Origin of the sequence: Mammaliicoccus sp. K-M42, assembly GCF_022386375.1 — a bacterium.
GTDB lineage: Bacteria > Bacillota > Bacilli > Staphylococcales > Staphylococcaceae > Mammaliicoccus > Mammaliicoccus fleurettii.
The window spans coordinates 16,540-30,325 of the sequence record NZ_JAJNIS010000011.1; the positions used below are offsets into that span (position 1 = coordinate 16,540).

A 13,786-nucleotide genomic window follows, 5' to 3' on the forward strand; every position below is an offset into this window, starting at 1 on the left:
AATGTGAACGTTTAGTAAACGGCTTTTCTACATTATTTAAAAAGTGTAGACAAAGTATACACATTTAGGATTTTATCTCTTTTTAGAAGCATCTTGAAATGATACTATAAGCGTTATGTTGTATACACTGTATGCATAAACTATAGAGTAGATTTTAGGGAGGAAATATTTTGGCTAATTTTTTATTTAAATTAGGTTCATCCATTGCTAAACATAAATGGTTAACAATTATTATATGGGTTGTTGTTTTGGCGGGCATTATCACACCATTAGCAATTAATAAACCCACTTTCGATAATGACATTACAATGAATGGTATTAAGTCAATCGATACGAACGATAAGATTGAAAAGGAATTTAATCAAGATAGTGAAAAGGCAAATGTACGAGTTGTCTTTAAAAGTGATGATAAAAAAGGTATTACAGACAAAAAAGCAATGAAAGAAATTCAAGATGCGTTAAAAGATGCTAAAGATAAAGATGATGATATAAAAGAAATTACCGATCCTTATAAAAATAAACAAATAAATAAAGATCAAACAACTGCTTTTGCAGATATCAATTATAAAGTTTCTCAAACATCTATAAAATCTGATTCTGTAGATAAAGTGAAAGATGCTATGAAACCTTTAGACGATGAAGGCATACAGACAGAACTTACAGGTAACGCTTTAAACGCAAGTACTGAAATTGGAGGTAGCTCTGAAGCAATTGGTATTATTATTGCTTTCGTAGTATTACTTGTAACATTCGGATCATTAATTGCTGCAGGAATGCCTATAATTAGTGCACTAGTTGGATTAGGTTCTAGTATAGGGGCAATCGCGTTACTAACATATTCATTTGATATTCCGAACGTTACGCTTTCACTAGCTGTAATGATAGGACTCGCATTAGGAATTGATTATGCACTGTTTATATTATTTAGATATAGACAAATTATTAAAACTGAGCAAAATCATGTTAAAGCAATCGGCTTATCATTAGGAACAGCAGGTAGTGCTGTTATTTTTGCGGGGGTAACAGTTGTTATTGCGGTATGTGGACTTGGATTAGTCGGCATTGATTTCTTATCTATAATGGGATATGCATCTGCATTAAGTGTTGTATTTGCAGTATTAAGTTCAATTACATTACTTCCAGCAGTAATCAGTGTGTTCCATAAACAAATACATCCAAAGAAACGTAAAATTCATTCTAATGAGAGTTTAGATACTCCGTGGTCTAAATTTGTAGTAGGGAAACCGTGGATTGCTATACTCGTTGGACTAGTAATATTACTAGCAGCCGCACTTCCAGTTACGCATATGAGATTAGGTATACCCGATAATGGTATGAAACCTGATACTTCAACTGAGAAAAAAGCATATGATATTATTTCTGATGATTTTGGAGAAGGTTTCAATGGACCAGTCGTAATGCTTGTAGATACTTCAGATAAAAAAGATGATCAACAAGCGTTACAAAAAGATTTACAAGGATTAATGAAAGATGTTAAAGATATTAAAAATGTTGAAACAGTTACACCACCTCAACTAAATAAAGATCAAGATTATGCACTTGTTACAGTACTTCCTGAAAAAGGACCAAATGCAGAATCAACATATGATCTAGTACACGATTTGAGAGATTATAATTCAGACTCTAAAGATAAGTATGACTTAAGTACTGAAATATCAGGACAAAGTGTTATTAATATAGACATGTCAGAAAAACTTAACGAAGCAATACCATTATTTGCTGGTGTAATTATATTATTAGCATTCGTATTATTAATGGTAGTATTTAGATCTATCATCATTCCACTTAAAGCAGTACTAGGATTCGTATTATCACTTGCTGCAACGTTAGGATTTACGACGCTTGTTATGCAAGATGGATTTATGAGTGGATTATTCGGAGTAGATACAACAGGACCGTTGCTAGCATTCTTACCCGTAATCACGATAGGGTTGCTGTTTGGTTTGGCAATGGACTATGAAGTATTCTTAATGTCTAGAATCCATGAAGAATATGTACGTACAATGAACAATACAAAATCTATTAAAGTAGGACTAAAAGAAAGTGGACCTGTAATAGTAGCAGCAGCATTAATTATGTTCAGTGTATTTATAGGTTTCGTATTCCAAGATGATGTAATGATTAAATCTATGGGTATAGCATTAGCATTTGGTGTGTTATTCGATGCCTTTGTTGTAAGAATGACAATTATACCAGCACTAACAAAATTATTTGGCAGAGCATCATGGTACTTACCAAACTGGTTAAACACAATTTTACCTAAAATAGACATTGAAGGACACGCACTAAGTGAAAATAATAGCGTTGAACAAACTACAGAAAACAAAAATGTAAGTACAATTGAAGTCAGTCCAAAAACTAAAGACTTATACGATAATATAGATTCAGCTTCAAAAGATGAAGTGTTATATAAAGCATTAAGTCAGTACAACAATAAAATAGAAGAACAACAACATTCAGAAACTGACAATGAAAATATAATGAGCATACTGAATCAACAAAGTAAGAATATCGAACAAGTTAACCACTTAATAGAACGTATGATTAATAAAGATAAATAATCATATGAAAATAAAAAAACTTCCATTAGATATAATTCTGATGGAAGTTTTTTTATTTTATAGTGAGAGGCAAATATAGGTTAAGAGAATAAGGGATTAAGAGATTAAGGAATAAGGGACACAATTCCGAGAAATGTCCGAAAGAGGTGTTGTAAGGGACAAAATTCCGAGAAATGTCCGTAAGAGCTGCTGTCTAAGGAGCACAATTCGTAATTCTGCCAGTAAGAACAATCTAAGGAGCACAATTCAGAATTCTGCCAGTAAGAACAGTCTAAGGAGCATAATTCAGAATTCTGCCAGTAAGAAGAATCTAAGGAGCACAATTCAGAATTCTGCTAGTAAGCGCAGTCTAAGAAGCACAATTCAGAATTATGCATCTAAGATTCCTATATAAACGCTCAGTTGTAATATCGTTCCGATTACTGATAATATTTATATAAATATTGAAATTAAATTCCAAAAATGAGATAATGTAAACGATTCCAAAAAGGATGTGTTGATATGTTAGGTTTTTCAGTATATTTAGGTGAATCTTTTGATCGTTCTTATATTGAAACAATGCTAGATAAGGGTTTTCGTTATGTGTTTACGTCTCTTCAAATTCCTGAAGAGGACTCAAGTCAATATTTTGATAAGTTAAAGGAATTGAAGCGTCTTGTAGGAAATAAAGCTGAAATTATAGCTGATGCAAGTCCTCATGCTTTTTCCAATCTTGGTTTGTCTTATAAAGAACCGGTGATTTTAAGTGAAATAGGCATAGATTATATTAGATTAGATATTTCATTAGAACTTTCGGATATTATTTCTTTATTAGATAAAGTGAAAATTGTCTGCAATGCTAGTACAGATGCTATTGATTTACTTAATCAATTACAATCTCAAAATGTTGATATGACTCGCATTATGGTTGCACATAATTACTATCCTCGTCCTGAAACTGGTTTGGATAAACAATTCTTTATAAATAAAAACGAAGAGTTGAAGGTATCTTTTCCAGATGTTTCAGTAATGGCATTTGTTCCTGGAACAACTTTAAGAGGTCCGGTATATCAAGGTTTACCTACATTAGAAGACCATAGAAAAGTCCATCCTCTAGTTGCTGCTAAAGAATTATTAGCACTAGGTGTAGATGATATTTGTATAGGGGATACGCATATCAATCAATCAACAATTAATCAGTTCAACACTTTCTTTAATAAAGGAATCGTGTCACTTCAAGTGCAATCCGAAACAAAGCATTTAGATTATTTTATTGGGAGAATTTTTCATAATAGGAAAGATAAAGCTAGAGATGTGATTAGAGCGGAAGAAGCAAGGCAAACTTTTAAAGATGAAGTAATGCCTGAAAACACGGTTGCAAGAAAAAGGGGTGCCATTACTTTAGATAATGTAAAGTATGGTCGATATATGAATGAGTTACAAATTGTGAATAAGAGTTTAAATAGTAATAAAGCAGTAAATGTTATTGGTCATGTATGCGAACAAGATTTGGCATGCATAGACTTGATTGATGCGGGAACTGCATTTCAGTTTGTTGAGGGGGAAGAATAAATGGATATTAGTCGTTTAACGACAGAAACAAGAAACGAGCATTCTTCAAAGTTAGATACTTTAACACCAGCCCAATTCGTTGAAGTAATGAACAATGAAGATCAAAAAGTTGCCCAGTTTATTAAAGAAGAAAATACAGCTATAGCTAATCTTATAACACAAGTTATAAAGAGCTTAAACAATGGTGGAAGATTAATTTATATGGGAGCTGGAACAAGCGGAAGATTAGGTGTTCTAGATGCTGCAGAATGTGTACCAACTTTTGGAGTGACACCTGATGTTGTAATTGGCTTAATTGCAGGTGGTCAAAAGGCGATGACAGTGGCTGTTGAAGGTGCAGAAGATGATGAGGGTCTTGGAGAACAAGATTTAAAAGACTTAAAAATTAATGAGCACGATACAGTAATTGGCATAGCTGCTAGTGGGCGAACACCATACGTAATCGGTGGATTAAAATATGCTCAAAAAATAAATGTGCCTACAGGTTGTGTTACATGTAATAAAGAATCTGAAGTAGGAAGACACGCTGACTTCCCCGTACAAGTAGATGTTGGTCCAGAAGTATTAACAGGGTCTACGAGACTTAAAGCTGGAACTGCACAAAAATTGATTCTTAACATGATTTCAACTGGTGCCATGGTTGGTATAGGAAAAGTGTATGAAAATTTAATGATTGATGTAAAACCAACTAATAAGAAGTTAAAACAACGTGCAATTAATATGATCCAAGAAGTATTAGATTGTACAGATGAAGAAAGTAGTAAACTATTTCAAGATAGCGGAGAACAAGTGAAAGTTGCTATTGTGATGGGGATGCATCATATAACTAAGGACGAAGCAATTGAAAAATTAGCACAAGCTAAGGGGTTTGTAAGAAATACGTAAACAAAGGGGTGTGTAGGTTATGTCAAAAGAAAGAGATATTGCACAAGACATATTGAAAGAAGTCGGGGGAAGAGATAACTTAGACAAAGTTATTCATTGTATGACACGTGTCAGAATGAATATCGTTGACTATAGTAAAGTAGATGTTGAAGGACTAAAGAATATTAAAGGTGTTATGGGTGTTGTAGAAGATGACATGCTTCAAGTGGTTATTGGACCGGGAACTGTTAATAAAGTAGCAAATGAAATGAGTTCAATAATTGGGGTACCTTTAGGGGAAGAGATTAAACATAAAGCATCAAATAAAGAACAAGTTGAAAAAGAAGCGGATTTATTTAAACAAAATATAAATAAAAAGAATCAAACGCCGTTTAAAAAAGTATTAAGATCTATCGCGAATATATTTGTACCATTAATACCTGCTTTCGTTGGTGCAGGTTTAATAGGCGGAATTGCAGCAGTACTTTCAAACATGTTAGCTGCAGGAACAATAGATGGTGCTTCATGGGAACAATTTGTTTTAGTATTTGATATTATTAAAAATGGTATTTTCGCATACTTAGTTATCTATGTTGGTATCAATGCAGCTAGAGAGTTCGGTGCTACACCTGGACTTGGTGGTGTAATCGGTGGTACTACAATGCTAACTGGTATGGATCCAGAAAGTCCGATAAAGAACATTTTCAACGGTGAACCATTAGCAGCAGGACAAGGCGGTGTAATCGGTGTTATTATCGCTGTTTGGATATTATCAATAATAGAAAAGAAACTACACAAAATCGTCCCAAGTGCTGTAGATATTATTGTTACACCAACTGTTACGCTATTTATAATGGGTCTTGCTACGATTTTCATAATCATGCCAATAGCTGGATTTATTTCTAACGGTTTGTTAGGTATTATTGATTGGGTGCTTAATATAGGTGGAGCATTTAGTGGATTTGTATTAGGTGCAACATTCTTACCACTTGTAATGTTTGGATTACATCAAGTCTTAACACCTATTCATATTGAAATGATTAATCAATCTGGAGCTACTTATCTGTTACCAATATTAGCAATGGCAGGTGCAGGACAAGTAGGTGCTGCGTTTGCATTATGGTTTAAATGTAGAAAAAATAAAAAAATTATTAATTTATTAAAAGGTGCTTTACCAGTAGGTATTTTAGGAATTGGTGAACCATTAATTTATGGTGTTACGTTACCATTAGGTAGACCATTTATTACTGCTTGTATAGGTGGCGGTATAGGTGGAGCTGTCATCGGTGGCATTGGTCAGATTGGTGCAACAGCAATTGGACCAAGTGGTGTATCATTGATTCCTTTAATTTCTGATAATATGTATTTAGGGTATATTGCAGGATTATTAGCAGCTTATCTAGGAGGATTTGTTGCAACATTCTTATTTGGCACAAATAAAGAAATGACTGCACCACAAGAATTGGAAGAGGACTAATTTATATGGAACATCAACATTTACTCATATTTATAAAAGAACAAATGTCTCATTTAACAAAACATGAAAAACGAATTGCTGAATATTTCATAAATCATCCTGAAAAGACGATTAATTTAAGTGCTAAAGAACTAGGGAAACTAACAAATACAAGTGCAGCTTCCGTTATTAGATGTACACATAAATTGGACTTTAAAGGTTTCACAGATTTGAAATTAGCAATTTCTAGATACTTGCCTCAACATGAACAAAGTATTTATCAAGAAATTAAACAAGATGAAACGGTCGATTCAATAAGTAAGAAGTTGATCACAAGAGCTTCACATACACTTGAAATGACAGAAAACAATATTTCTAATGAAAGTATTAATCAAATTGTTGATCAATTATATAATACACATACAATTATAGTATTTGGCATAGGTGCTTCTAGTTTAGTGGCACAAGATTTATACCAAAAATTCACAAGAATAGGTAAGCAAGTTATCCATTCACTAGATACACATTTTTTAGCCACAGCTATCGCTTCACATAGTAAAAGCTGTGTATTAATTGGAATTTCAAATTCAGGTGAGAACAAAGAGACCATTTCATTAGCTAAAGTTGCTAAAAAATATGGCGTACAAACTGTTGTGCTTACACAATCAGAAAAATCTACATTAGCTAAAACATCTGACTTTTATTTAATACACGATGCAAGCTCAGAAAAGAGTTTGAGGCTTGCAGCTACAAGTTCTCTTATTTCTCAGCTTATGACAATAGATATACTGTTTTATAGTTATCTATCTAGAAATTATGACGACCATGTAGTGACAATGAGTAAAACAAGAGATGCAGTTGAATTATATTTAGAATAAAAATTTCATCAAAAAAAGCGCCCATTCCGTTTGATATTATCTTGCGGAGTGGGCGCTTTTTAATTTCTAATTTATAAAAGTAATATATGGATTCTTTATCTATAAAATCTAAGACAGCAACTTCTTAAATACGCCAACGCCAACTGCTAAATCGAAATGGGCAGCACCGACTGATTTAAATATCGTAATTTCATGTTCATCAGTTCGGCCATCTATGTTGCCTAATGCTAGTTGTTGTAAATCACTGTATGCATGATCAAAACTAAAGAGACCATCTTTTTCAGCTTGAATAAATTCTCCTGCTTCTGTTTTTGCGCCATCTATATCATCAAAAACTATTTTAGATGACTGTTCTATCGCTTTAATATCAATTTCACGCATTGAAGGTTGATAAGAACCAACACCGTTAATATGTGCACCTTGTTTCAAATCTATAGCGTCAAATACCGATTCATTTGAACGTGTTGCACAGTTTATAATGTCGCTTTGCTTTACTAATTCTTGGACATCTTTAACGACATTGATTTCTGCATTAATTCCAAATTTGATTAGTTTTTCTTTAAAAATTTCTGCTTTTTCATTTGTTCTATTATATAGATATATGTGTTCAATATTTCTTACTTCAAGTATTCCTAAAACTTGTTCAAAAGCCATTCCACCAGTACCAATAACACCAAGTACTCGGCTATCTTTACGACTTAAGTAATGAGTTGCGATACCACTTAAAGCACCAGTTCTTAACCTTGTTAAGTAACTTGCATCAATTAATGCTTTATGTTGACCAGTTTCTAATTCAGTAATTAAAATTTTTCCTTGAGTTGTCGGTAAATTTAATTTTGGATTATCTGGAAAAATAGAAATGATTTTATTTGTTCCGAGCTTTTCTTTTAAATCTAAACATGGCATATAAAGCATTGCGTTATGTGTATCAGGAAGCTCCATAACTGTTCGATGTTCAACTAAAATTTGGCCTTGTTCTAATTTCGGGAATAAGTCCTGAGTATCTCGTATAGCATCTGCTATTAAGTATTGCTTTTCAATTTCAGAATCCGATAATATATGCATATGTAACCGCACCTTTCTTAATATTAGTGTAATTACAACATATCATGTTATAGATATCATTGCTTATTTTTTCTGTTTTGGGGTATATAAAATAGTAAAGAAGGAAGTGATATGATGGCTAAAATAGATAAAAAAAATTATGCTGAAAGAATACAAAATGTCTCAAATAAATATGAGATAGGTGATAAACAATTAAGGAAACTATTGAATCTACCAAAAGAAAAGTATGAATTATTGTTACAAGGCAATCAAGGTGTACTAACTGACAAACAAAGAAATGAGATTGATAAAAGACTAAATTACTTTGATTCAATTGGTGAGAATAAAGATGCATTAAAATATAGTAAGTACTATATTGAAAAAACGTTAAAAAAAGAGTATAATTTAACTAATAAATCTATTGCCAAATTATGTAATGTAAAAAAGAAAACAATAAATAGATTATTAAAAAATAAAAAAATTGATCGTAAGGAAGAAAGAAATCTCATATTAAATATTCTTCAACTCTATGAAACTTTAAAAACAGTCAACTAAGTGGTTATCATAATATTTCATATTTTTTAGAATTAAAGAAAGTTAGAGTGGAATTATGAAACAAGTTGAAATTATAAGAATCTTAGATGATACGACATTTGTTATTAATGCAGGAACCAATAAAGGTATTGAACCAGGTTATTTTATTGATGTTTTGAAGACGGATAAATCGTATAATTATATTGCCAAAGTAGAAGAAGTTTATCCAGATTTATCTCTATGTAAAAGATATGGAGAACAGCGATTATTTTATGGAGACATTGTTAGAATCAGATATCCTGACGATAATCAAATAACGACTAAAGTCATTAAATCTAAAACTAGTAAAAAAAGACGTAAAAAGAGAGGATGAGATCGCCGAATCTCATCCTCTTTCCCGTTTAATATGTCTAAAAAATTTAAAACAAGTAACGTTGTAGATTTACAAAAATACTTTATCATAGAATGTATAGATTTTCCAGAAATAAGTGGGTTGATTTAGTATAAATTTACAATCTTTTGGATTTGCATTTAAATTGTGCACATAATTAATTTGATATTGGCAAAGATTGAAAAATAAATGTATAATAAAGAAAAAATAGAATGGACTGAGCACACGTGGCAAATCAATATGAGCGTTCGACGAAAAAACCAAAGTCTGCAGCGTTTAAAATAGTAACGACAATCGTCATTATTTTATTACTTCTGTTCTTAATTGCTTTGGCATTTTTTGTATATAAATTTTTTGCATTAGGTAATTCAATACATAATCCATTAGACAGAGATAAATCAGAGTTAAGAAAGAAAGCTGTGGATGTAAATGGAGATCCAATATCCATTGCTTTATTCGGAGTAGATTCAGATTCTACAAGAGCAGCTCAAGGTGGCGGGGAAAGATCAGATTCAATCGTTTTATTATCAATTAACCCTGATAAGAAAAAGACTGTTATGGTAAGTATTCCACGAGATACAAGAGCAGAAATAGTTGGTCAAGATTCTGTTGAAAAGATTAACCATGCGTATGCATATGGTGGTCCGAAAATGGCTATTAACTCATTAGAGAAACTTATGAATGTACCAGTTGACCATTATGCATCAATTAATATGGATGGTGTTGAAGAATTAGTCGATCAAGCTGGTGGCGTAACTGTTACAAGTAATGCGACATTTACAGTTAAAGGAAATTCATATGTTAAAGGTCAAAAATATAAACTAGATGGAAAAGAAGCATTAGCATTTATTAGAAGTAGAAAAGAAGATGGTGCTGGTGGTGACTTTGGAAGACAAGAACGTCAACAACTTGTTATTCAAGCTTTAGCAAATGAATTAGTTAGTGTTGGTTCATTACCAAAAATCAATCAGATCTTTGATACATTAGGTGATAATGTTCAAACAGATTTAAAGATTTCTCAAATCAACAGCTTAAGATCTAAATATAGTGATGCATTAGATAATGTAGATAGAAACCAATTAGAAGGCCAAGATACAATTTTAGATGACGGATTATATTACTTCGTACCTAGTGATTCTAGTAAAAAAGAAGTAGTAGATAATTACCGTTCTAACTTAGAATTAGATTAATAAAAAAGTAGAAATTCTTCCAAGAAGAATTTCTACTTTTTTTATATTGTTAATTATCCTTGATTTTGAACAATTAACAATTTGATACCATTTGTTTTTATATAATATGTTTCGTCTATATTATTACTATTGTAGTCTGCCATTTCTATGTCGGGTGAGCAATATCTATCTAACAAAACGGTGTTCAAATAATCTAAATTACCATGATTGTGGTCTAATTTCCTTATTGCTTTAAATATATTACCGTTATCTTGATCAAAAGTAATCTTAGTAACTCTAAATTTCTCGAAAGGGATATCTCTATAAGACAAAATAACACTTATATTATTTTGGTAATTTATATCATGAGGATGATAGAGCTCATAATTGTACAATAAGAAAAAGATTTTGTTATGTATTTCAAATTTAACGTAATTCGGTCCTTCATAAAAGTGTTGTTCGTTAAAATGGCTCAATATAGTTAATAAGTAATTTGTTGGACTTTTGCAATGATATTTTAAATATAAAGAAAGTGGTTGCTCTATTGATGCATATTTAGCTGATGATTCTTCCATTAACCAGAACCCTATACCGGAAATATAATTAGTAATATTTAATAAATGTTTCAACATTATTGAAACATTAAAATAAAAGTCACTACTTGTGTATGTATCACCATTTAAAATATTCCATTCTAAAGGTATAACTTCTTTATTAAATGATTTTAAATATGACATATTTTGAATGAGTTTTTCTGTATATTCGTTTGTGATTTTTATAATATCATAATGACTCATTTCATCTAGTTTATATAGACTATTAAAGTTGTAACTTAAAGCAAAACCATCTATTTCATTAAAATGACAGACTTCCATATTCATATCCTCATATGTATTCTCAAAAGGATTTGGTGCATTGATCATAATCTTAATGTCATTAAGTCTATCTTTTGTTTCTCTTATTTGTTGTCTGATTTGATAAACATCGGCATAGTTTATATCAAAGAATATTTCTCCATTTTTATTATAAAAATAATTATGTATCGTATCTATTAGTTCATGCCAGTTTGTTTTAAATTTAGTATCGTTTAAATCAATATCGTATAATTTTATAGATGGAATAATTCGAGTATCTGAAAACATACTTAAACAAAAACCTAAATTTTGTTTATAAATTTCTTTATGTTCATCATTGAAAAATTTCTTCACTGAACAGTGAATGATGATAATAGGTGTTTGAGTCATTTTTTCTACATTTTCTAAAATTTCACCTAGAAAAGGTGAGTAGAAATCATAAACATCGCCTATATGTAAATATGTCTTATGATTGGCTCTTAATGTTTTAAGTGGACCATCATTAAAAGACATTTTTTTATACTCATGTACGAACGATCTATTTTGCATCATTTTTTGCAATTTAGAAATGAGTAAATCTTTATAATCATTAGAAATATTTTCATTTTCTTTATTAATTTTGTGTTTTTTATATTGTAATCTATATTGGTTTGGTGTTACATGAAATTGTTCCTTAAACTGTCGATTAAAATTGTGATAACTGGAGAAACCGTGACTATTAGCAATTTGTTCAACCTTAAATTGACTGAACAATAAAGCATATGTTGCTTGGAATAATCTCGTTTCTTTTAAATACTGAATAAATGTCGTTCCCATTTGTTTCGAGAATTCTCGTGATAAATGTTCTGGAGAAATATAGAACTGGCTTGCTACACTATTGAGTGAAAGTCTTTCATGATAATGCTGGTCAATATATTGTTTAACTTTATATATAAGGCTACTTAACTTGATTTCGATTTGTCCATAGTTTTTAGTATCAACTTTAAATCGTTCATACAAAATTTTATAAATTTCTACCACATAATGACTACGTCTAATTTTTACGTTGTTTAAATCTGCTAATATAGCTCTAATAAACAAATCTTTAATTTGGTGTTTAAATCTATCTAATTCATTGGTTTTTGTAGTTCTAGGAATGTTAAAGACGAAAGCTTCCTCTCCACTTAAACTTTCCATCATTGAGTAACTAATATGAAGAATAGCAACTAAACCATTATTAATAATAGGTAAATAGTTATCATTATCCTGTAAATAGAATAATTCACCGACATTAAAAGTATAGCTCGTATGATTTAAAGTTAAATCCGTTTTTCCTTCTAAAATAAAACATAGTGCACCAAATCCTGGTTTTTTAGGATTAATAATGCTTTCTTTATGTAAAGTAATCTCGTAATTATACAAATAACCACCTCATGGAAAGACAAAAATTGGAATATAACATCAAATATCGTCATATTTTAAATGTTTATACTATCATAATATCAAAAAAAGTAATTATATGTTACCTGATTCGTTGAAAAAGATAAGTTGTATTATAATAAATCAAATATTCTAATCGATTTAATCAAAATATGAATTTAAAACGGGTTACAATAATAATTAATGAAATTTATGTATTGCGAACTATTAAAAATCGGGAGAATTTAAAACAGGAGGGTTTGAAGTGGCAGAAATATTTAACAAAACAATTCAAGAAATGATAGATTATGAAAATAAAATAACAAATTTAAAAAATGATAAACGCTTATCGCTAGTTGAATTTATTATATTAGAAGAAATATTCAGAGCTAAAGAAATCACGATAAAAGAAATACTAAACGGTAAATTAACAGAACTCGAAACGAGACCTTCAAATATAGGTACAAACTTAGCAAAGTTGTATAGAAAAGGTTTAATAGATAAATATAGAAGTGATCTTGATGAAAGAAAAGTATATTACTTCATGGATGAAAAGCATAAAGAGAACTATAAAGCACTCGTTCAAGATATTTAACAAAAATAAGAATTCTCAAATCAAGAGAGCTAATCCATATTTTTCGGATTAGCTCTCTTTTCTTTATTTATAAAATCTACGATTTTGTTCGTGCATTTGCCAGAGGGTATGGTTCGAGCCTGTAGTCTCTCACTCATACTATTCCCTCGGGCGTCAGCACTTCACAAAATCGTTCTCAATATCTATTTTCACAAAATCTTGCGATTTTGTAGTGCATTTGCCAGAGGGTATGGTTCGAGCCTGTAGTCTCTCACACATACTATTCCCTCGGGCATCAGCACTTTACAAAATCGTTCTCAATATCTATTTTCATAAAAAAATAAAGCACTTTCGTATAATTTAATTGATCATGACAAAAACTAAATTAACGAGGTGCTTTATGTATAAAAATCTTTCACACATCTTCCTATATGTGTGAATATAGGTACCCATGCTTACACATCTTCTGATATTTGTGAATATGACTACAC

General features: G+C 30.9%; 11 protein-coding genes. 9 read left to right on the forward strand and 2 right to left on the reverse strand.

All coding sequences use genetic code 11. The features are described from left to right. The first annotated feature begins 170 nt into the window (after window positions 1–170). The 5 genes from LQ668_RS07530 (at window position 171) to LQ668_RS07550 (ending at window position 7,331) form a co-directional block, all read left to right on the forward strand. Window positions 171–2,582 (forward strand): MMPL family transporter, encoded by a 2,412-nt coding sequence (locus LQ668_RS07530; protein WP_107509456.1) that lies wholly within the window; start codon window positions 171–173, stop codon window positions 2,580–2,582. Window positions 2,583–3,083: 501 nt separating this feature from the next. Then, window positions 3,084–4,133, forward strand: a complete 1,050-nt coding sequence (locus LQ668_RS07535) for a MupG family TIM beta-alpha barrel fold protein (RefSeq protein WP_107509455.1) — start codon at window positions 3,084–3,086, stop codon at window positions 4,131–4,133. Continuing rightward, the gene (gene murQ / locus LQ668_RS07540) at window positions 4,134–5,018 is read left to right on the forward strand and encodes an N-acetylmuramic acid 6-phosphate etherase (RefSeq protein ID WP_107509454.1); all 885 of its coding nucleotides are present in this window, start codon (window positions 4,134–4,136) and stop codon (window positions 5,016–5,018) included. A gap of 19 nt (window positions 5,019–5,037) precedes the next feature. Next, on the forward strand, window positions 5,038–6,474 hold the full coding sequence (locus LQ668_RS07545; RefSeq protein WP_107509453.1) for a PTS transporter subunit EIIC: 1,437 nt from the start codon (window positions 5,038–5,040) through the stop codon (window positions 6,472–6,474). Between the two features lie 5 nt (window positions 6,475–6,479). Further along, window positions 6,480–7,331, forward strand: coding sequence for a MurR/RpiR family transcriptional regulator (locus LQ668_RS07550; RefSeq protein WP_107509452.1), 852 nt, complete (start codon window positions 6,480–6,482; stop codon window positions 7,329–7,331). Between the two features lie 108 nt (window positions 7,332–7,439). Here LQ668_RS07550 and LQ668_RS07555 read toward each other — a convergent pair whose 3' ends face one another. Then, window positions 7,440–8,396, reverse strand: a complete 957-nt coding sequence (locus LQ668_RS07555; RefSeq protein WP_107509451.1) for an ornithine cyclodeaminase family protein — start codon at window positions 8,394–8,396, stop codon at window positions 7,440–7,442. A 114-nt stretch (window positions 8,397–8,510) separates the two neighbouring features. Between LQ668_RS07555 and LQ668_RS07560 the strand changes: the two genes are divergently transcribed. The 3 genes from LQ668_RS07560 (at window position 8,511) to LQ668_RS07570 (ending at window position 10,490) form a co-directional block, all read left to right on the forward strand. After that, window positions 8,511–8,930, forward strand: a complete 420-nt coding sequence (locus LQ668_RS07560; RefSeq protein WP_078358073.1) for an HTH domain-containing protein — start codon at window positions 8,511–8,513, stop codon at window positions 8,928–8,930. Between the two features lie 55 nt (window positions 8,931–8,985). Further along, window positions 8,986–9,282: a hypothetical protein gene (locus LQ668_RS07565; RefSeq protein ID WP_078358074.1), complete on the forward strand. Its 297-nt coding sequence runs from the start codon at window positions 8,986–8,988 to the stop codon at window positions 9,280–9,282. Window positions 9,283–9,527: 245 nt separating this feature from the next. Continuing rightward, window positions 9,528–10,490, forward strand: coding sequence for an LCP family protein (locus LQ668_RS07570; RefSeq protein WP_078358075.1), 963 nt, complete (start codon window positions 9,528–9,530; stop codon window positions 10,488–10,490). A gap of 53 nt (window positions 10,491–10,543) precedes the next feature. Here the strand turns inward: LQ668_RS07570 and LQ668_RS07575 are convergent, their stop codons facing one another. Continuing rightward, the gene (locus LQ668_RS07575) at window positions 10,544–12,724 is read right to left on the reverse strand and encodes an AraC family transcriptional regulator (protein WP_107509450.1); all 2,181 of its coding nucleotides are present in this window, start codon (window positions 12,722–12,724) and stop codon (window positions 10,544–10,546) included. A gap of 262 nt (window positions 12,725–12,986) precedes the next feature. Here LQ668_RS07575 and LQ668_RS07580 point away from each other — a divergent pair, with 262 nt between their 5' ends. Then, window positions 12,987–13,316, forward strand: coding sequence for a MarR family transcriptional regulator (locus LQ668_RS07580; protein ID WP_078358077.1), 330 nt, complete (start codon window positions 12,987–12,989; stop codon window positions 13,314–13,316). The last annotated feature ends 470 nt before the right edge of the window (window positions 13,317–13,786 follow it).

Excerpts from the sequence above, each read along its gene's own strand:
- LQ668_RS07535 (WP_107509455.1), top strand. The coding sequence starts at position 3,084 with ATGTTAGGTTTTTCAGTATATTTAGGTGAATCTTTTGATCGTTCTTAT.
- LQ668_RS07560 (WP_078358073.1), top strand. The coding sequence starts at position 8,511 with ATGGCTAAAATAGATAAAAAAAATTATGCTGAAAGAATACAAAATGTC.
- LQ668_RS07555 (WP_107509451.1), bottom strand. The coding sequence starts at position 8,396 with ATGCATATATTATCGGATTCTGAAATTGAAAAGCAATACTTAATAGCA.
- LQ668_RS07545 (WP_107509453.1), top strand. The coding sequence starts at position 5,038 with ATGTCAAAAGAAAGAGATATTGCACAAGACATATTGAAAGAAGTCGGG.
- LQ668_RS07550 (WP_107509452.1), top strand. The coding sequence starts at position 6,480 with ATGGAACATCAACATTTACTCATATTTATAAAAGAACAAATGTCTCAT.
- murQ (WP_107509454.1), top strand. The coding sequence starts at position 4,134 with ATGGATATTAGTCGTTTAACGACAGAAACAAGAAACGAGCATTCTTCA.
- LQ668_RS07565 (WP_078358074.1), top strand. The coding sequence starts at position 8,986 with ATGAAACAAGTTGAAATTATAAGAATCTTAGATGATACGACATTTGTT.